Origin of the sequence: Psychroflexus planctonicus (assembly GCF_014640195.1) — a bacterium.
Taxonomy (GTDB): Bacteria; Bacteroidota; Bacteroidia; order Flavobacteriales; family Flavobacteriaceae; genus Psychroflexus; species Psychroflexus planctonicus.
On sequence record NZ_BMGM01000007.1, the window covers coordinates 189001 to 210061 of the forward strand.

At 35.5% G+C, this 21061-nt stretch carries 14 protein-coding genes; 8 read left to right on the top strand and 6 right to left on the bottom strand.

Annotation, left to right across the window (positions count from 1 at the left end; all coding sequences use genetic code 11):
• Nucleotides 1-80 precede the first annotated feature (80 nt).
• The 3 genes from IEV72_RS09325 to IEV72_RS09335 all read left to right on the top strand — a co-directional run bounded on the left by IEV72_RS09325 (nt 81) and on the right by IEV72_RS09335 (nt 5775).
• Nucleotides 81-2888: a 2-oxoglutarate dehydrogenase E1 component gene (locus IEV72_RS09325; protein ID WP_188458827.1), complete on the top strand. Its 2808-nt coding sequence runs from the start codon at nt 81-83 to the stop codon at nt 2886-2888.
• Between the two features lie 6 nt (nt 2889-2894).
• Entirely contained in the window at nt 2895-4169 is a 1275-nt protein-coding gene (gene odhB / locus IEV72_RS09330) for a 2-oxoglutarate dehydrogenase complex dihydrolipoyllysine-residue succinyltransferase (protein WP_188458828.1), read from the top strand.
• A 256-nt stretch (nt 4170-4425) separates the two neighbouring features.
• A complete protein-coding gene (locus IEV72_RS09335; protein WP_188458829.1) occupies nt 4426-5775 on the top strand; it encodes a hydroxymethylglutaryl-CoA synthase family protein in 1350 nt (449 codons plus the stop codon).
• A 197-nt stretch (nt 5776-5972) separates the two neighbouring features.
• Here the strand turns inward: IEV72_RS09335 and IEV72_RS09340 are convergent, their stop codons facing one another.
• Nucleotides 5973-6464, bottom strand: a complete 492-nt coding sequence (locus IEV72_RS09340) for a CYTH domain-containing protein (protein ID WP_188458830.1) — start codon at nt 6462-6464, stop codon at nt 5973-5975.
• A gap of 179 nt (nt 6465-6643) precedes the next feature.
• Here IEV72_RS09340 and IEV72_RS09345 point away from each other — a divergent pair, with 179 nt between their 5' ends.
• From IEV72_RS09345 to accC, 5 genes are all read left to right on the top strand, one after another.
• A complete protein-coding gene (locus IEV72_RS09345; protein WP_188458831.1) occupies nt 6644-7018 on the top strand; it encodes a hypothetical protein in 375 nt (124 codons plus the stop codon).
• A 365-nt stretch (nt 7019-7383) separates the two neighbouring features.
• Complete coding sequence (gene amaB / locus IEV72_RS09350; protein WP_188458832.1) at nt 7384-8937, top strand: L-piperidine-6-carboxylate dehydrogenase; 1554 nt, start codon at nt 7384-7386, stop codon at nt 8935-8937.
• Between the two features lie 188 nt (nt 8938-9125).
• Nucleotides 9126-10130, top strand: a complete 1005-nt coding sequence (locus IEV72_RS09355) for a beta-ketoacyl-ACP synthase III (RefSeq protein ID WP_188458833.1) — start codon at nt 9126-9128, stop codon at nt 10128-10130.
• An 11-nt stretch (nt 10131-10141) separates the two neighbouring features.
• A complete protein-coding gene (gene accB, locus IEV72_RS09360) occupies nt 10142-10636 on the top strand; it encodes an acetyl-CoA carboxylase biotin carboxyl carrier protein (RefSeq protein WP_188458834.1) in 495 nt (164 codons plus the stop codon).
• A 43-nt stretch (nt 10637-10679) separates the two neighbouring features.
• A complete protein-coding gene (accC, locus tag IEV72_RS09365; RefSeq protein WP_188458835.1) occupies nt 10680-12032 on the top strand; it encodes an acetyl-CoA carboxylase biotin carboxylase subunit in 1353 nt (450 codons plus the stop codon).
• Nucleotides 12033-12120: 88 nt separating this feature from the next.
• On the opposite strand, the gene IEV72_RS09370 is transcribed toward accC, so the two are convergent.
• From IEV72_RS09370 to IEV72_RS09390, 5 genes are all read right to left on the bottom strand, one after another.
• The gene (locus IEV72_RS09370) at nt 12121-12504 is read right to left on the bottom strand and encodes a TraR/DksA family transcriptional regulator (protein WP_188458836.1); all 384 of its coding nucleotides are present in this window, start codon (nt 12502-12504) and stop codon (nt 12121-12123) included.
• Nucleotides 12505-12510: 6 nt separating this feature from the next.
• A complete protein-coding gene (gene ileS / locus IEV72_RS09375) occupies nt 12511-16323 on the bottom strand; it encodes an isoleucine--tRNA ligase (RefSeq protein WP_188458837.1) in 3813 nt (1270 codons plus the stop codon).
• Nucleotides 16324-16455: 132 nt separating this feature from the next.
• Nucleotides 16456-16617 carry a hypothetical protein gene (locus IEV72_RS09380; RefSeq protein ID WP_188458838.1) on the bottom strand — a complete coding sequence of 54 codons (162 nt, stop codon included), beginning with the start codon at nt 16615-16617 and terminating at the stop codon, nt 16456-16458.
• A gap of 212 nt (nt 16618-16829) precedes the next feature.
• Nucleotides 16830-17045 (bottom strand): hypothetical protein, encoded by a 216-nt coding sequence (locus IEV72_RS09385; protein ID WP_188458839.1) that lies wholly within the window; start codon nt 17043-17045, stop codon nt 16830-16832.
• Between the two features lie 50 nt (nt 17046-17095).
• Nucleotides 17096-20761 (bottom strand): T9SS type A sorting domain-containing protein, encoded by a 3666-nt coding sequence (locus tag IEV72_RS09390; RefSeq protein WP_188458840.1) that lies wholly within the window; start codon nt 20759-20761, stop codon nt 17096-17098.
• Between the last annotated feature and the right edge of the window lie 300 nt (nt 20762-21061).

Below are 21061 nucleotides of genomic sequence, written 5' to 3' on the forward strand. Positions count from 1 at the left end.
TTAATAATTGTTAATGTATATCTTATAAGTTAAGCTAAAGTTGTAAATTTGCTTTACAATTAGAAATCGTAATTCCATATATGGACCCATTTTCGTTTCTCAACACAGTACATCCTTCGTACTTATCAGAATTATATCAAAAATACTTAGTAAACCCTGATGCTATTGAGCCCAGTTGGAGAGCTTTTTTCCAAGGCTTCGATTTTGGCAAATATGGTACAGAAGCAGAAGAAGTTTTACTTCAAGATGCAGAAACTAAAGAAAAACATCAAGTAGAAGTTCCTGACGATGTAAAGAAGGAATTTCAAGTAATTAACTTAATTGATGCATACCGTCATCGTGGGCATTTGTTTACCAAAACCAATCCCGTTCGCGAACGCAGAAGCTACAAGCCCGAGATAACCTTAGACTTATTTGGTCTAACTGAAGCAGACTTAGAACAAGAATTTAAAGCTGGAGAGCTAATTGGTATTGGAAAAGCTAAACTAAAGCAAATTGTAGCATTTCTAGAGAACGTTTTTTGCGATTCAATTGGAGTTGAATATGCTTACATCAGAAAACCTGAAGAAGTAGATTGGATTCAAAATTGGATATACAATAACGAAAATCAACCTAATTTTGATAACGACCAAAAGAAAAATATACTCCGAAAATTAAATGAAGCCGTTACTTTTGAAAGCTTTTTACACAAAAGCTACGTTGGACAAAAACGTTTTTCGTTAGAAGGAAACGAAAGTTTAATTCCAGCACTAGATGCTTTAATTGAAGGTGCAGCCAACAAAGGTGTTAAAGAGTTTGTTATGGGAATGGCTCACCGTGGCCGTTTAAACACCTTAGCCAATATATTTGGGAAAAATGCCAAAGACATCTTTAACGAATTTGAAGGAAAAGACTACGAAATTGAAGGATTTGATGGCGATGTAAAATACCACTTGGGCTGGACATCTACTCGAAAAACAGACTCTGGAAAAGAAATTAATTTAAACATTGCACCAAACCCTTCACACTTAGAAACAGTAGGTGCTGTGGTTGAAGGAATAGTAAGAGCAAAACAAGACGATTACCATTTAGGAGAAGAACAAAATGTGTTGCCCATCATCGTTCATGGTGATGCAGCCATAGCAGCCCAAGGTATTGCTTACGAGATTGTACAAATGGCTCAACTAGACGGTTACAAAACACAAGGTACAATTCATATTGTTGTAAATAATCAAATTGGCTTTACTACCAATTACACAGACGGACGTTCTTCAACCTATTGCACAGATGTAGCTAAAGTAACTTTATCTCCTGTTTTACATGTTAATGCAGATGATGCAGAAGCAGTAGTACATGCTATGAATTTTGCATTAGATTACAGAATGAAATTTGGTAGAGACGTTTTTATAGATTTATTGGGTTATAGAAAATACGGACACAATGAAGGAGATGAACCACGCTTTACACAACCTAAATTATACAAAGCCATTTCTAAGCATGCTAACCCCAGAGATATTTATGTTGAAAAACTAATTGAAGAAGGAGTTATAGACAAAAAGTATGTTGAAGAATTAGAAAATAAATACAAAGCCCGATTAGAAGAAAGCTTTGAAGATTCAAAAAAAGAAAACACCACATTAATAACGCCAATTTTACAAGATGTCTGGGAAGGTTTCGATTATGGAAACAGACAAGACATGTTGCAAGAAGTAGATACCACTTTTGATTTAGACTTGCTTAGCGACTTAGCTGAAGCCATTACTACTTTACCAGAAGACAAGAAATTCTTAAAGAAAACCAATCGATTATTCGATAACAGAAAGAAAATGTTCTTTGAAAAGAATGAATTAGATTGGGCAATGGGTGAACTACTAGCTTATGCTACTCTACTTCATGAAGGCCACGATGTAAGAATTACAGGACAAGATGTAGAACGTGGAACTTTTTCACACCGTCATGCTGTAGTAAAAGTGGAAGACAGCGAAGAAGAAGTGGTGCTCCACAATAATATATCAGACATACAAGCACATTTCTATATTTACAACTCACTTTTATCAGAATATGGTGTTGTTGGATTTGATTATGGTTATGCCATGGCAAGCCCAAAAACATTAACCATTTGGGAAGCTCAATTTGGAGATTTTAGCAACGGAGCTCAAATCATGATAGACCAATACATCTCTTCAGGAGAAGATAAATGGAAAACTCAAAATGGTTTGGTTATGCTTTTGCCACACGGTTACGAAGGCCAAGGCTCAGAGCATTCTTCAGCTAGAATGGAACGCTACTTACAATTGTGCGCTAAAGACAATATGTTTATTGCCAATTGTACCACACCTGCTAATTTTTATCATTTGCTGAGAAGACAAATGAAAATCAATTACAGAAAACCTTTGGTAGTATTTACTCCTAAAAGTTTATTGCGTCATCCAAAAGTAATATCTACCAAAGAAGAATTAGCTAATGGAAGTTTTCAAGAAGTAATAGATGACAAGGATGCTAAAGTAAAAGATATCAAAACCTTAGTATTTTGTTCAGGTAAGTTTTATTACGATTTATTAAAGCGCAGAGAAGAAGACGGAAGAAAAGACATGGCTTTGGTAAGAATAGAACAGCTTTTCCCGATTCCTGAAGACGAAATTAACGCGATTATAGAAAAGTACAACAAAGCAACTGATATAGTTTGGGCGCAAGAAGAGCCAATGAACATGGGTGCTTACTCGCACTTCATGCTACAGTATAATCGCATGAAAGAATTTAGAGTTTGCAGCCGTAGATTTTACAGCTCACCAGCGGCAGGAAGTGCAGCACGATTCCAAAAGAGACATGAAGGAGTGATAGATTACGTATTTGACCCTTCCAGAAACAACCATGTTAGAGATTACAAAAAAGAACAAAATAAAGATTAATATATTATGGCTTTAGAAATGAAAGTGCCTTCACCAGGCGAGTCAATTAGCGAAGTAGAAATCGCAGAATGGTTAGTCCAAGATGGCGACTACGTTGAAAAAGATCAAGCTGTTGCCGAAGTAGATAGCGACAAAGCTACCTTAGAACTTCCCGCAGAAGCTTCTGGTATAATTACGCTTAAAGCAGAAGAAGGAGATGTTGTAGAAGTAGGTCAAGTGGTATGTTTGATTGATACTGAAGCCGAAAAGCCCGGCGATTCTTCTGATGATAAAAAGGATGAGAAGAAAGGCGAAGAAAAGAAAGAAGAAAAGGAAAGTAAGTCATCTGAAGACAAGAAAGAAGATGCTGGAAAAGATAAATCATCTTCAGATGCAAAAAAAGACCAAAAAGAATCTTATGCTTCTGGAAGTCCTTCACCCGCGGCTAAAAAGAAATTAGATGAAAAAGGAATAGATGCTAAAGATGTAAAAGGTACTGGCCGCGATGGACGCATTACCAAAGAAGATGCTGAAAAGGCAGAAGGAAAACCATCTATGGGAACTCCAGGAAACGGAAGCCGAGGTGAGTCTAGAAGTAAAATGTCTATGCTACGCAGAAAAGTAGCAGAACGTTTAGTAAGTGCTAAAAACGAAACGGCAATGCTAACTACTTTTAATGAAGTAGACATGCAACCTATTTTCGATTTAAGAAGTGAATACAAAGAAAAGTTTAAAGAAAAGCATGGGGTAAGCCTTGGGTTTATGTCATTCTTCACTTTAGCTGTAGTTCGTGCATTGGATAAATTCCCAGCGGTAAATTCCATGATCGACGGAAAAGAAATGATTACCTACGACTACAAAGACATAAGTATTGCTGTATCTGGACCAAAAGGCTTAATGGTTCCTGTAATGCGAAATACAGAAAACCTTAGCTTCCGTGGAGTTGAACAAGAAGTAAAACGCTTAGCTACACGAGCAAGAGATGGTAAAATTACCGTAGATGAAATGACAGGCGGAACCTTCACTATTTCTAATGGTGGTGTATTTGGGTCCATGTTATCTACACCAATTATCAATCCACCACAAAGTGGAATCTTAGGCATGCACAACATCGTTGAGCGTCCAGTAGCTATAGATGGAAAGGTTGAAATACGCCCAATTATGTATGTTGCTTTATCATACGACCACAGAATAATCGATGGCCGTGAGTCTGTTGGTTTCTTAGTAGCTGTAAAAGAAGCCTTAGAAGATCCAAAAGAATTATTGATGGATGGCAATGTAAAAAAAGCATTGGAACTATAGCATAAACTAACTGCAGATCGAAGTTTTTATAACTACGATTTGCTTTTGAAAAAATCCGCTTTATTAGTTTAAAGCGGATTTTTTTGTACATCAAATTGAAAATTATTCAATCTAGATTAGATTATTTACCAAATCAACAAAAAAATATTTCAAAAATAAATTATTCGTAAAAATAATCTTAATAACTTCATTTTAAGCTTTGTTTTTAATTACATATCACAAAAGCTTTTAATTTTAGACGCTTAATTCATACCAAATGAAAGTAGGAATAAGTGCCATTCAAATTGACTTCCCTAAGTTATATTTACCCATTGAAGATTTAGCTGAAAACAGAAACATCGAAGCCTTAAAACTAATTAAAGGCTTGGGGTTGCAACGCATGAGCTTTCCCGATGTGCACCAAGATACAGTATCATTTGCTGCCAATGCAATTTTGAAATTGTTAGATGCGGAACAATTAAAACCCAGCGAAATCGATCGTATTTATGTAGGTACTGAAAGTGGTGTAGACAGCTCCAAACCCGTCGCTTCGTTTCTACTACCCATTATTGAAGAAAAATATGGAGTAAATTCTACAGAACACTGCGACGTAGTAGATTTAACCTTTGCCTGTATTGGAGCAGTAGATGCCATGCAAACTTGCTTGGATTATGTGCGTTTACGTCCTGAAAAAAAATGCATTGTTATCGCTTCCGATGTTGCTAAATACGATTTAGGCTCAGGTGGTGAATATACGCAAGGCGCTGGAGCTGTTGCCATGCTGATTGAAGCCAATCCTAAAATGCTGAGTTTCGACTTAACCACGGGAGTTTCAACCGAAGGTGTGTTTGATTTCTTTAAACCCAGAAGAACAATTTCTAAAAAGAAAATCGATCAAAATTCACACAACCCCGAATGGAATGGTGTCTTAGAAAACGAAATCAGTATTTACAAAGAACAGCCTGTTTTTGACGGTCAGTATTCAAACGAATGTTATATCAAAAGAATTAAAGCCGCGTATTTTCATTTTAAAGAACAAAAGCAAGATGAAAAGCCTTGTTATGAAAATTGGGAATTTATAGCCATGCATCTTCCTTATTGCTTTCAAGGCAGAAGAACTTTTCAACATATTGTTGCAGAAGAACATCCCGAATTGTTGACCGAACAAAAAGGAGAAACACCTGCCGAAAAAATGAAAGCCTTAACAAAATCGGCTTATTATCAAGAACTCGTACAATCCAAATTATATCCCTCTGAAATCGCTTCAAGTAAAATTGGAAACATTTATACAGGATCGATTTTTCTTGGTTTGGCTTCTGCCTTATACCACAAAAAAGATAGAAAAATAAAATCGAATACAATTGGCTTTATCGCTTACGGAAGTGGTAGCAAATCCAAAGTTTTTGAAGCTGTATTAGAAAATAAATGGAAAGCCCAAATTGAAAAAACCAATTTATTTGAAGCTTTAGAACAAACTCAAAAAATCGATTTTAAAACCTATGAAGCCTTGCACAAAAAAGAAATTTCAAGCTCGGTGGTTGCTCCAAAAAATGAAGTGGCTTTAGTAGCTATCGAAAAAGAAAATCCAGTTTTAATCGGTAAACGGGATTATGTTTTTATGCCTTAGTATTTTCAAAGTAGTTCAAATTTTAATTGCTCTGCGGTCTATGCATCCCTGCATATCGGCATTTAGGTTAGCGAAGTGAAATAAAACTAAAATTATTTCGGAATCCATATTAGATAATAGAAGAAATCTCTTTCATTCTGGGAGAGATTCTTCACTTCGTTCAGAATAACAATTCAATACATTGTTTCAGTTCGAGCCTAAGGAATATTATAAATTTCATCGCTAAACCCAGAAAAGGGATTTTTACTCAATTGCGAATTATAAAAACGCACATCGCCAGTTACTTCTTTTCCTAGCCAAGCAGGTTTTGGAAAAGCTTGATTAGCCGAAGACAATTCGATTTCAGCGATAATTAAACCTTTGTTTTCACCAAAAAATTCATCTACTTCAAAAGTGAAATCTTCTAATTGAACCAAGTATCTTTCTTTGTGAATTTCGCCATCTTCACATACCGCAAAAAGTTGTTTTGCTTCTGCTATAGTTATTTCCTTTTCCCATTCCATTCGGGTTGTTCCATCTTCAGAAGATTTTCCTTTGATGGTTAAAAATGCTCGATTACCATATTGCCTAACTCTAACCGTCCGTTCTGGATGCCGACTAATAAACGCTTGCCGAATGGTATTTGAAGAAGAAGCTTCTTTTTTAAAATCTAGGTTGTTTACTAAAAACTTGCGTTCAATTTCTTGCATGAGAAAAAATATTTTAATCCTGCATTTTACTTAAAATTAATGAGCTTAGGAATAAAATGCTAAAAAATTTAAATGTCATTTTGGGTAAAGCAAATTGGGAATGAATTGCAATATTTGTAACTACTTTATTTTTTTTTAAGCCAAAATACTAAACTGCCTTAATATAAAATCCAAATCAAATGAAAGTTTACGGAAAATGTAAAAACTGTAAAAACGAAATTGGCTATTCTACTTCTACATCGACCCGAGTTGAATTTGCTATGAAAGAAGGCGAAAATATAAAAGCCAGTTGTGAAAAGTGCTTAAAAGAATCCGAATTTCATGTTGATGAGCTGATTGCTTATAAATCGAATCTTCCCGAAAAAATAGCAGGAATTACTTTTATGATTGTTCTTTTGGTTACTATTTACTATTTATTTTTTAGTGAAAGTAAGTATGTAATAATTGCATTTGGGCTTCCTTTAGTAGTCTATATTATTTTAAGTAAGCAAGAACAATCTCGTGTGTCAAGTTTTAACAGAAGAAAACTAAAAGGCCGTATTCATAATATTTAAAATCTGTGTTCTCTAAAAAAATGTTACCATTAATTTGCTTCATATTTTTAAATACATGGATAGAAACTAGGTTTTATGTTAACTATCCTTATCACAATTTGAATTGAATATTTTTAATTTAATCTTGCAAAAGGGATGGAAGTGATTAGCCTGCAAGTGACATAGCCTTCAACTTCTTGACTTTACAGAGCGACTTTAGGAGCTCCTGCAAAGGCTTAGAAGTTGGCTTTGGCATTGAAGCCTAAAAACGAACAGCCCGACCTGTTGTTTTTCAACAGGATTTGCCCTAGAAAAGAGAAAAACTCTCCTAAAATTTAGTATTTTCGCAAGAATTGTTTGAATTAATTTAAAAAACACAATTTTACATGAGTGATATAGCTAAAAAATTCGGAATTGATAAAGCTTTAGAAGAATTGGGTATTTCAGAAATGAATGCGGGTTCTTCTACAGGAACAGACTTTTTTGCCAATGGCGAAGAAATAAAATCTTACTCGCCAGTAGATGGTGCATACATAGGAAGCGTAAAAGCAACTACTAAAGAAGACTATGAAAAAGTAGCTTCTACAGCTTTTGAAGGTTTTAAAGAATGGAGAAAATTACCTGCTCCACAACGTGGTGAAGTGGTTAGACAATTTAATGACGAATTGCGTAGACTAAAAGCACCGCTTGGAAAGTTGGTTTCTTACGAAATGGGAAAATCTTACCAAGAAGGCTTGGGAGAAGTTCAAGAAATGATTGACATCTGCGATTTTGCTGTGGGTCTATCTCGACAGTTACACGGATTAACCATGCATTCAGAACGTCCAGGACATAGAATGTATGAACAATACCATCCACTTGGTGTAGTTGGGGTAATTTCTGCATTTAACTTTCCCGTAGCCGTTTGGTCTTGGAACACAGCATTAGCATGGGTTTGTGGTGATGCTTGTATTTGGAAAGGTTCTGAAAAAACACCTTTAACATCGGTAGCTTGCCAAAAAATTGCTGCTCGTGTTTTTGAACAAAACGGTGTTCCAGCGGGAATTTCTTCTTTGGTAACAGGCGATTACAAAGTAGGTGAATACATGACTAACGACGAACGTTTACCTTTAATTTCAGCGACAGGCTCAACCCGAATGGGAAAAGTTGTTGCTCAAACAGTAGCGAAACGTTTAGGAAAAACCTTGTTAGAGTTGGGTGGAAACAACGCGATTATTGTAACTCCTGATGCGGATGTGAAAAACACCGTAATCGGTGCTGTTTTTGGTGCGGTTGGTACTTGTGGCCAACGTTGTACTTCTACTAGAAGATTAATTATACATGAAGATGTTTACGATAAGGTAAAAGATGCCATTGTTGACGCTTACAAACAAATAAAAATTGGAAATCCCTTAGATGAAAATAATCACGTTGGGCCATTAATCGATAAAGATGCGGTTAAGAATTACCTTACTGCTTTAGAAAAGGTAAAAGAAGAAGGCGGAAACATTTTAGTTGAAGGTGGCGTTTTAGAAGGTGAAGGCTATGAAAGCGGTTGCTACGTAAAGCCTGCTATTGCTGAAGCTGAAAATCATTTTGAAATTGTTCAGCACGAAACTTTTGCTCCTGTGCTTTACATTATGAAGTATTCAGGAAGTATTGAAAATGCAATGGGTTTACAAAATGGAGTAAGACAAGGACTTTCTTCTGCAATAATGACTAACAACTTGCGCGAAGCCGAATACTTTTTATCTGTAGAAGGTTCAGATTGCGGTATTGCTAATGTAAACATTGGTACATCGGGTGCAGAAATTGGCGGTGCCTTTGGTGGTGAAAAAGACACAGGTGGCGGAAGAGAATCAGGTTCTGATGCTTGGAAGATTTATATGCGCAGACAAACCAACACCATAAATTACACAACCGAACTGCCATTAGCACAAGGAATAAAATTTGATTTATAATAAATTAAAAAGAGCAGTTTAATCTGTAAACCCTATAAAACAAAAGGTTTTGCTGTAAAAAAGCAAAACCTTTTGTTATGCGTGTTCAGTAAATCTTAGCTCAGATTTTTGAATACGCAATAAAAAAACTTACTTTGCATCTTATTTAGCTTAAATTAAAGGGAAGCCTTTATTGCAAATACAATTCTATGAGTAAAATAAACGCAGCTATTACCGCTGTTGGCGCTTATGTACCAGAAGATATTCTAACGAACAAAATGTTAGAAGAAATGGTTGAAACCAATGATGAATGGATTGTCTCCCGTACCGGAATAAAAGAACGCCGTGTCTTAAAAGACCCCAGTAAAGGAACTTCATATTTAGGAATTCAAGCCTGCAAAAATTTAATTCAGAAATCAGGTATTGACCCGAAAGAAATTGATTTATTAATTTTTGCTACGGTAACCCCAGATTTACCTGTAGCATCTACTGCCGCATATACCGCTACCGAAATTGGAGCAACAAATGCATTTTCATACGATTTGCAAGCAGCATGTTCTAGCTTTTTATATGGAATGTCTACAGCAGCTGCCTACATTGAATCTGGAAAGTATAAAAAAATACTTGTAGTTGGTGCAGATAAAATGTCATCTATTATTGACTACACAGACCGTGCAACTTGTATTATTTTTGGTGATGGCGCAGGTGCTGCACTTTTTGAACCCAATGAAGAAGGTTTAGGGCTTCAAGATGAAATTTTGCGATCTGACGGAATAGGCAGAGCATTTTTAAAAATTGATGCAGGTGGATCTCTGTTACCTGCTTCTGCTGAAACGGTAAAAAACAACCAACATTATGTATACCAAGATGGCAAAACGGTATTTAAATTTGCCGTTTCTAACATGGCAGATGTAAGTGAGCAAATTATGCGTAAAAACAACCTTACTGGAGATGATGTAAATTGGCTAGTACCTCATCAAGCAAATAAACGTATTGTTGATGCAACTGCCAAACGAATGAAATTAGATGCCGATAAGGTACTTATGAATATTCAGCGTTATGGAAATACAACTTCTGCAACGCTTCCATTATTATTAAACGATTTTGAACAACAATTAAAAAAAGGAGATAATGTTATTTTTGCTGCTTTTGGTGGAGGATTCACATGGGGATCTATTTATTTAAAGTGGGCATACAATACATTACATAACTAAACATTGAAACTATGGATTTAAAAGAAATTCAAAACCTGATTAAATTTGTAGCTAAGTCTGGGACTAGTGAAGTGCGTTTAGAAACGGATGATGTAAAAATCACCATTAAAAACGAAAGAGAAAGCAAAGGCGAAAATCAAACGGTTATTCACCAAATGCCAATGCAACAACAACCACAAATGCCAGTACAGCAACAAGCTCAAGCTGCTCCACAAGCTCCAGCAGAAGCTCAGCCAACGGAAAGCAAGGAAGCAGAAGATGATAAATACATTACGGTAAAATCTCCAATTATTGGAACTTTTTACCGCAAGCCATCTCCTGACAAGCCTGTATTTGTAGAAGTTGGTTCTACAATAAGTGAAGGCGATGTGCTTTGTACCATTGAAGCCATGAAACTATTCAACGAAATTGAAAGTGAAGTTTCCGGTAAAGTGGTAAAAGTTTTGGTTGATGATTCTACCCCTGTAGAATTTGATCAACCTTTATTTTTAATCGACCCATCTTAATGAGAAATCCTTTAAAGGTTCTCTTTAACTAAAAAAATAAATTATGTTTAAGAAAATTCTCATTGCAAATCGAGGGGAAATTGCCCTAAGAGTAATTCGTACTTGCAAAGAAATGGGCATAAAAACCGTTGCGGTATATTCTACAGCAGACAAAGAAAGTTTACACGTTCGCTTTGCTGATGAAGCGGTGTGTATTGGTCCTGCTCCAAGTAGCGAATCGTATTTAAAAATTCCACATATTATTGCTGCTGCAGAAATAACTAATGCAGACGCTATTCACCCTGGATATGGTTTTTTATCAGAAAATGCTAATTTTTCAAAAATTTGCAAAGAACACGACATCAAATTTATCGGAGCTTCTCATGAAATGATTGAGAAAATGGGAGACAAAGCTACGGCAAAAGCCACTATGAAGGCTGCTGGTGTTCCTTGTGTGCCTGGTTCTGAAGGTATTTTAAAAGATTACCCTGACTGTTTAAAAACCGCTAAAAAAATTGGTTTTCCGATAATGCTGAAAGCTACCGCTGGTGGTGGTGGTAAAGGAATGCGTGCTGTTTGGAGTGAAGACAAATTAGAAGCAGCTTGGGAGTCGGCGAGACAAGAAGCTAAAGCTGGATTTGGTAACGATGGCATGTATATGGAAAAGCTTATTGAAGAACCGCGGCATATTGAAATTCAGATTGTGGGTGACCAAACTGGAAAAGCTTGCCATTTATCCGAAAGAGATTGCTCTGTACAACGAAGACACCAAAAACTCACTGAAGAAACTCCTTCCCCATTCATGACGGACGAACTACGTGAGAAAATGGGTACTGCTGCCATTAAAGCAGCTGAATATATTAAATATGAAGGCGCAGGAACGGTAGAGTTTTTAGTAGATAAACACCGTAATTTTTATTTCATGGAAATGAATACACGAATTCAAGTGGAACACCCCATTACAGAAATGGTAGTAGACCACGATTTAATTCGTGAGCAAATATTAGTTGCTGCAGGAGTTCCAATTTCTGGTAAAAATTACTACCCAAAATTACATAGTATTGAGTGTAGAATTAATGCGGAAGACCCATATAACAACTTTAGACCTTCACCAGGAAAAATTGTAAATTTACATACACCTGGCGGTCACGGTGTGCGCTTAGACACACATGTATATAGTGGTTATGTAATTCCACCGAATTATGACTCCATGGTGGCTAAGCTGATTACAACTGCTCAAACTAGACAAGAAGCCATTAATAAAATGAAGCGTGCTTTAGATGAATTTGTGGTGGAAGGAGTAAAAACTACTATTCCATTCCATAGACAATTAATGGATCACCCTGATTATTTAGCAGGAAATTATACGACTAAGTTTATGGAAGATTTTGTACTTCAACCTGAAGAAGAAGAATAAAATTTGTTCCCATTTAATGAATCAAAAAAGCCAGTTTATATAAACTGGCTTTTTTGATTTTGAGTTAATCTAGTAAAATGTAATTATTTTACCCTTGATTGTTTTTTGCTTCAATGCTTAAGGTAGCGTGTGGTACAAGTTTTAAACGCTCTTTGTTTATCAATTTTCCTGTAACACGACAAATACCATAGGTTTTGTTTTCAATGCGAATAAGCGCATTTTTTAAGTCACGAATAAATTTCCCTTGACGTATAGCTAATGCAGAGTTGGCTTCTTTGCTTAACGTGTTGCTACCATCATCAAAAGATTTAAAAGTGGGTGCAGTATCTTCAGTATCGTTAGCACTTCCATTTTTGAAAGCTTCTTGATACAGTTTCAATTGTTTTTCTGCGTTTACAATTTTTTCTTCGATTAAGGATTTAAATTCGGCTAGAACTTCATCGCTATATCGTTCTTTGATAGTTGTTTCCATAAATGTTTATTTAATTTTTTCCATTTGTAGAACTGTGCTCACATCATCGAATTCAATGACAGTCCCGTTTTCTATATTGTCGTTAAATATAAGGCTTGAAGTTAAGGTTTCCGCCTTTATGTAGTTTAAATTTTCTTCAACAGCTACTTTTAACTTTTTGTTTTCTTTTAATGTAATCTTAACTTGATCGGTAACGTCTAAACCACTATCTTTTCTTATGTTTTGTATACGGTTCACCAATTCTCTGGCAATTCCTTCATGAATTAAGTCCTGACTTAAAGTTACATCTAAAGCAACCGTTACTCCATTTGCTGTTGCTACCAACCATCCTTCAATGTCTTCTGAAGTAATTTCTACTTCATCGATGCTTATTTCAGTTGATTCATCATTAATTTGAAGCTCAATTTTTCCATTTTGCTCAATTTGCTTGATGTCTTCTGCTTCTAATTTTTGGATAGCTTGTACAGCAAACTTCATTTCTTTTCCAAAACGAGGACCTAAAACCTTAAAATTAGGCTTGATGCTCTTCACTAAAATTCCAGAAGCATCATCTAAAAATTGCACTTCCTTTACGTTTACTTCAGCTTTAATTAAATCTGCTACTGCTGCAATTTCTTCCCGTGTTTGTTCATCTAAAACAGGAATCATAATGCGTTGTAAAGGCTGACGCACTTTTATCATTTCCTTCTTACGAAGCGATAAAACCAAAGATGAAATCTGTTGCGCTTTTTGCATTTTACGCTCCAAACTTTTATTCACCAGGCTTAAATCAGCTTTTGGAAATTCTGCTAAGTGAACGCTCTCTTCCTGTTTTACAGCTGTATTTTGAGTTAAATCTTTATACAATTGATCTGCAAAAAATGGTGCAACTGGAGCAGCTAATTCGGTAACCGTTTTTAAGCAAGTAAATAAGGTTTGGTAAGCTGAAATTTTATCGGTTTTGTATTCGCCCTTCCAAAAACGTCTTCGGCATAATCGCACGTACCAGTTACTTAAATTTTCTTGAACAAAATCTGAAATGGCACGTGTTGCTTTTGTAGGTTCGTATTCGTTATAAAACTGATCTACATTTTGGATAAGCGTATTCAGTTCAGAAAGAATCCATTGATCAATTTCTGGTCGCTCTTCAATTGCAATTTCTGCTTCTTCATAAGCAAATTCATCAATATTTGCATACAAGGCAAAAAATGAATAGGTGTTGTAAAGTGTTCCAAAGAATTTACGCTGCACTTCGGCAATTCCTGCTAAATCGAATTTTAAATTGTCCCACGGATTCGCATTGCTAATCATGTACCAACGTGTAGCATCGGGACCGTATTCTTTTAAGGTTTCAAAAGGATTTACGGCATTACCTAAACGCTTGGACATTTTTTGTCCGTTTTTGTCTAATACCAAACCATTGGAAACAACATTTTTATAAGCTACGCGATCAAAAACCATAGTGGCTATGGCATGTAGGGTATAAAACCAGCCTCGTGTTTGGTCTACGCCTTCGGCAATAAAATCGGCTTGAAAGCCCCCCAGCCCCCTAAGGGGGGACTTATCAAGCTTATCTTTAATCTTTTTTAAGACTGCATCTGTTTCATTTATAACTTCTTCATTTGAAAAGCGAATGACATTTAAGTCAAACTTCTCTTTCAAAAATTGACTCCTAAATTCATCATTTTTTCTAATTTCTGGATCATTATGATAACCCCCATCAACTTCAACAATCAATTTTCTATCCAAACAAACGAAATCTGCTATGTATTCATCAATAATATGTTCTCTTCTAAATTTATAACCAGAAAGCTTCTTTCCTCTTAAAAACTCCCATAAAGTTTTTTCTGCTTGAGTTGGATTTTTTTTTCTGTTTTGAGCTTTTTCCTTTAAAAATTTATAAGAAGACTTACGAGCTGTCTGATATTTTGGAGAAACAAGTCTCCCTTTGGGGGATTTAGGGGGCATCTCGAATGGATAATGCCATTGTGCATAAGGCATAGAACCTGAATCGAACCACACATCGATTAAATCGGCTTCGCGTTTCATGGGTTTTCCGCTTTCAGAAACCAAGGTGATTTCATCGACTACGTTTTTATGTAAATCTACATGAGCATAATTTTCATCGCTCATATTGCCTACTTCAAATTTTGCATACGGATCATCTTGCATGATTCCAGCAGCGATGGATTGCTGAATTTCGCTTTTCAATTCTTCAATAGAACTGATTATTTTTTCTTCTTTTCCATCTTCTGTTCGCCAGATAGGTAAGGGAATTCCCCAATAACGAGATCGTGAAAGATTCCAGTCGTTTGCGTTGGCTAACCAGTTTCCAAATCGACCTTCGCCAGTAGATTTTGGCTTCCAATTGATGTTGGTATTTAAATCGTGCATCCGATCTTTAAACTCGGTTACTTTAATGAACCAAGAATCTAATGGATAATATAAAATAGGTTTATCGGTTCGCCAACAATTCGGGTACGAGTGAACGTATTTTTCTACATGAAAAGCTTTGTTTTCTTCTTTTAATTTGATGGCAAGCTCAACATCTACAGACTTTTCGGGAGCTTCACCTTCTGGATAATATTCATTTTTTACATATTTACCAGCAAATTCACCTAACTCAGGTCTAAACTTTCCTTTTAAATTGACTAATGGTACTAGATTATCATTTTCATCTTTTACTAACATTCCTGGTACTTCAGGATTTGCTTGTTTGGCTACTTGCGCATCGTCTGCACCGAAAGTGGGTGCAGTGTGCACAATTCCTGTTCCATCTTCGGTAGTTACAAAATCGCCTACTATTACGCGAAATGCATTTTCTGGATGATGAAAAGGTTTTGCAAAAGCAAGTAATTGCTCGTAACGTGCTTCCACTAAATCTTTTCCACTAAAAGTCTGTAAAACCGAATACGGAATTTTTTTATCTCCTTGCTGATAGGTTTTTACTTCATCTTCAGTTTCAACCGCTGTAAACTTTTTATTGAATTGTTTTTTGATTAAATCTTTAGCAACAATAATCTTTATCGGCTCAAAAGTGTATTGGTTGTATGTTGAAACTAGCGCATATTCAATTTTTGGACCTACCGTTAAAGCCGTGTTACTTGGCAAAGTCCAAGGTGTGGTTGTCCATGCAATAAAGTAAATATCGCCATCAACAGATTTTAAATTTGTTGGTAAAGATTCTTTTATGGCTTTAAACTGAGCGGTAACAGTAGTATCGGTAACATCTTGGTACGTTCCCGGCTGATTTAATTCGTGTGAACTCAATCCTGTTCCTGCTTTTGGCGAATACGGCTGAATGGTGTAGCCTTTGTAAATTAAACCTTTTTTGTAGATTTCAGCTAACAACCACCAAACGCTTTCCATGTATTTGGAAGTGTACGTAACATACGGATTATCCATATCTACCCAATAACCAATCTTTTCGGTCAAGTCGTTCCACACATCAGTGTAACGCATTACGGCTTCTTTACAAGCTTTATTATAGTCTGCAATTGAAATTTTGGTACCGATGTCTTCTTTAGTGATGCCTAATTCCTTTTCTACGCCTAATTCTACTGGCAAACCATGTGTATCCCATCCGGCTTTTCGTTTTACATGAAAGCCTTTTTGGGTTTTATATCTACAGAAAATGTCCTTAATGGTTCTAGCCATGACATGGTGAATTCCTGGCTGCCCGTTAGCTGATGGTGGTCCTTCAAAAAAAACGAATGGAGTTTCTCCTTCACGAGAATCCATACTTTTTTTAAAGATGTTATTTTTCTGCCACTCTTCGCCAACCTTTTCGGCGATTTTAGGAAGGTCTAAGCCTTTATATTCAGCAAATTTCTTTGTCATTTTCACTTGATTTCAAATGCGTTGCGAAATTAATGAAATTTGTAAAATAGGCTTGTTTGAAAGCAAAAAATAAGCAAAGCAATTAGAGAAAATTAATCAGCTGATCAGAATGTGATAGAATATTCAAAAAAACTACTGAAAGTAGAATTTTCTAAATCCTAAAATTCCACCGACTAGTAGAGTTGTGTACAACAAATTATCTATTGGTGCTTCTGGAACATCATTAACTGTTTCGCTAAAACCCAATGCACTTTCTAAGTCTGTAGATGATGCTTGCGCTTGTGATTGATTCATACTTGTACAAAAAAGTACTATCGAACATATTAAAAGGAAAATAGATGATTTCATTTATCAATAATTTTGGCTAAAAATAAATGCAAGTATGGATAAGAAATCAATGTAGTTGTTGAAATCTGCTTTTGGGTTTGTGAAATGTGTGATTTATTAATTAAAACAAAAAAACCGCTTCAAATGAAGCGGTTGAAATAATGTATGATAAAAGTTATTTACTTTTTAATTTTTCTGTATCCAAAAACAGCACCTGCTGCTAAGCCTAAAATCACTAATCCGTGAATTGGCGCTTCTGGAACATCATCAACAGTTTCTTCAAAACCCAATGCATCTTCCAAAGACTGCCCAATGCTTATTTGAGTTGTAAATAGCAAACATAATAGAATTAATATACCTATGCTTTTGGAATTGATAATTTTATTTCTCTTCATAATCAGTTGTTTAATATGGCTTGTTAGTTAAAACAAATGTAGGGTAAAATTTATAATTTAATGAATTTCCTTACGTGATTTTTACTTCCCAGGTTTATTTTTATGAAATACATACCGGAATTTAAATCACTTGCATTCAATTTATAGTTGCTATTTTCTTCAAAATTCACTTTAGTTTGTGAAATTTGTTTTCCTACTACATTATAAATTTCTATCTGTACATTCTCTTTTGCTAAAGTATTGGCTATTGAAATGTTGATTATGTCTTCAACAGGGTTTGGATACACTTGAACCTGCTCAGCAAAGGTAAATTCATTATCACTTAAAGTTACATTACCAAATACCAACTCAAAACGTAAAATATTTACACTTTCTTGAATTGAAGCATCTGCTGTAAATTCAATTTCACTATGAGCATGTTGAATAGGAATAAGTTCTTCCGTATAATTATCTTTCAAAAATAGCTCATCGTCGCTATTAAAATTCTGTACGTTGAATGTAAAAGTATAAGAATCTGTTGAAAGATTATTTAGCAAAAATGGAATGTTCTCACCAGTTTGTGGTACAGCTCTATTTTCAATTGAAAACAATTGATTTGCATTCACAGTAGCTAAATTAATACCAGGATTACCCATTTTTGTAGCATCCAACTCATCTACTTCATTATTTCCTTCTTCTGAAAAACGCAAACCTAAGGCATCTTCTTCGGTGAAACCATTATTTAATTTGTCTGTTTTATAAATTCTCATGTTTACAAAAGCAGGCATATTTCCAACTGAAAAAACTTGAGTTTGAGAACCAGAAGTTACTTTATCATCTTCATTAAATTCAATACTAAAGTCTGAACCCGATGCGTTGTTTTTCATAAATACCGCTTGCCCTGGACGTAAGAATTCATCTGCATTGGAACTGCTTGGTAATGGGACATCGTTACTTCCATCAGAAAGGGTTACGGTAACAAAACCACCAGCTGTACCTAAAGATGGATCCCAATAATAGGCAGAATTTGTATTTACGTCTGCCCCGTAAGTTAAATTGTTTAAATCTACCACCGCTTGATATGGATTACCGATAAAGGTGTAATTTCCCACATAGTCTGATATTGTAACTGTTTGATTTCCTGTATGCAATGTTCCTGTTGCACTTAATGTAACATCATTAGCTGCTGCATCATTATCACTTAAGCTTACACTACGATCTCCACGAACATATAAACGGTAAGGTTTCCCTGCTTGAATATCTTGTGTTGTAGAAGTAATTGGCACCCAAGCATTATTATTGATTTGGTCTGATAACGTATGATCATAAGTAAACATAGACGGGTTGTCTGTTGATGTTGCATCAAAGCCATTACTTGCACCACCAGTACCGGTAATATGTGTTTGTTGTTGCCAAGCATCAGCAATATTTACATTTCCAACTGGAGATGCTAAAAAGCGGAAAGCACGAGCATTGTCACTACGTTTTGGAATAAAACGCTCAGCGGTTACGTTTCCAGTAATTGTTGAGCCTGTCGCATCAGCAAGTTGTCCTGAACCTGATGTATCGCTTTTAAATGTTAAGTTCCCTGATATTGTTAAATTGTTTCCATCTAAATCTAATACTGATGTTGAAGAAACTTCACCATTTTTTATAGATAAGTTTTCTGTAGCAGTGAAGTTATCTAAAAAGAAAACATCGGAAGAGCCAGTAGAACCGTCAGCTTTTGCATTAAATTTCCAAGCACCAGTCTCATAAACTAAATTATCGATAACACCCGGGTTAGCGGAACTTACAGCAGTATTTTCATACGAATCAGTTAGGAAGCTAAAGAAATCTCTTGAAGAATCTGCAACACCCTGAACTGTATCATCTATTAAGATTCCATCAGCTGTATTAGCTGTTCCTCCTTCATATAATTGCCAACTTCTACCAGTACCAAAAAACATTGCTGATGTACCTTGTATAAAAACAGTCTGTGCATTCAAAGATCCAAACTCACTCTCAAAGTCAGGTTGATTATTTCCTCTCGTAATAATTAAAAATCCGTTGACTGGAATAGTAGCGTTTGAAATATCATCATCAAAATCCCAAACAGTACCGTCAGATTGCATTACTAATTTAGAAGTACTCATATCAATTGGCTGAGCCGTAGTATTATAAATTTCAATAAACTCATTATTAAAATCTGAAGCATCAGAAATTTCTGTTATTAACAAGTCTCCAGAAGATGGAGCCACAGGCATAACTACAACATCAAAACTTGAAGAATCGTATGTACCTGATATAAAGCTAGTATCGTCTGTTGCGGTTAAGATTACCCCAGTTGCTGTGGCATCAAACACTAAATTATTGAAAGTAGCAACGCCATTAACAGCTTCTGCAGTTATTGTTGCCGTAGCATCAAAACTACCAGAAGTAGTCAGCGAAATATTAAACAAACCAGCACCTGTATAATCAAGGTCTATATTACTGTTTGCATCTGTATAAGCAACTTCTACCGCTGGTGCAATAGCAGTATTAACACTAACATTAGTTGGTTGTTGTAAAAAGGCTAATTGAGTAGCATCAACTTCTATGCTATGATTGTTTCCAGTAACATTACCTAGCGTAAAAGGATCTACAAAACCAGAACCAGAAGCATCAGCTAAGAATCCACTTGAAGTTCCATCGATTTGAAATTGAAGCACACTCCCATCAATTATATTAGAAGTATTTAAGTAAGCACCTAATTCAAATTCTAAACTTGTACCATCTGCAATTGAAATGGCTGTTGAAAAATCGAGTGTAATTTCCGTATCTGATATACTTACGGTAGGCGAATAAGAATTTAAATCTTCATCTAGTAAAGTTATTCCTTGTATGTGATCACTCCAATCTGCTGTATTATTAGATCCAGGTACAAAACGCATACGTGTAATTTCAGTAGGCAAAGCATCACCCGAAGCTTGATCTTCAACTACAAATCCTAAAACTGCAAAACCATCTAAAGCAGTTGTTACATCTATTGCTGTTTGCGCTGAAGCTGCAACTTGTGTTGTAGGTGCAAATACTTCTGTAGTTGTATCGTTTGTTGAAAGTGGTGTCGCTTGAACTTGAATGTTATCTAAGTAAATACCTTCATCAGTAGCAGTTAAACCTTCAAAAGAAATTGTTATATCTAAGGTAGAATTTCCTGATAGTGGTATTGTAGATGATGAAAATGTCGCAAACTGATCACTTGTCACAGTACATCCACTCGTACCTGTGGTTAAAGCTGGAAGAGTACCAGCTCCACAATCTCCTACTCCATCAAAATCCGTATCTAAAGATGCTGCTTCATTGAATGTGCCACCATTGTTACGTACCCAAAGTAAATTTTGAGCAGCTCCACCATCAATTGAATAAGTAATACTCATTTCATCTGAATTGTCCCAGTCATTATAATGGTGTGCTAATAAATCTATTAGAAAGGTAAAATCACTATATCCTGTAATATCAATTTGATCTAGAGTAATAGTCGCTGGTGTAACACCAGTATCTTCTACAGCCCAAATAAAAGTTGAATTTCCTCCAATATTAGGATTTGAACGATTGAATATATCGACAAAACTACCTACAGATCCTTCTGTAACTGATGGAGTGTATCCTGAGTTTTCAGTTTCAAAGTCCTGAGTATAAATTGTGGTCTGCGCATTCATTTGAAATGCAAATAATCCAAATAGCAGTAATAAATAAATTGAGTAGTATTTTTTCATCATCATATAGATTTTATACAGCAAACTTAATTAAAATTCACTTTTTAGATAAAACCCTAGGTTATGAAAATGTTATATGTATGTGAAAGTGAAGTAATTCTACACGTATGTACATGCTTAACTCAATCATTATGGACTTAAAGTCGATAGGTTTGTTTGCAGACTGAAAGTCTGTTTTACCACGAATGCACTAATGATTTTAAAGTACAAACTCTAAATATTCGTGTATTAGTGGCATTCAATACGTTTTTAGAAGCTTAAGATAATACACTAAAGCACAAAGTCATAACTAAATTCAAG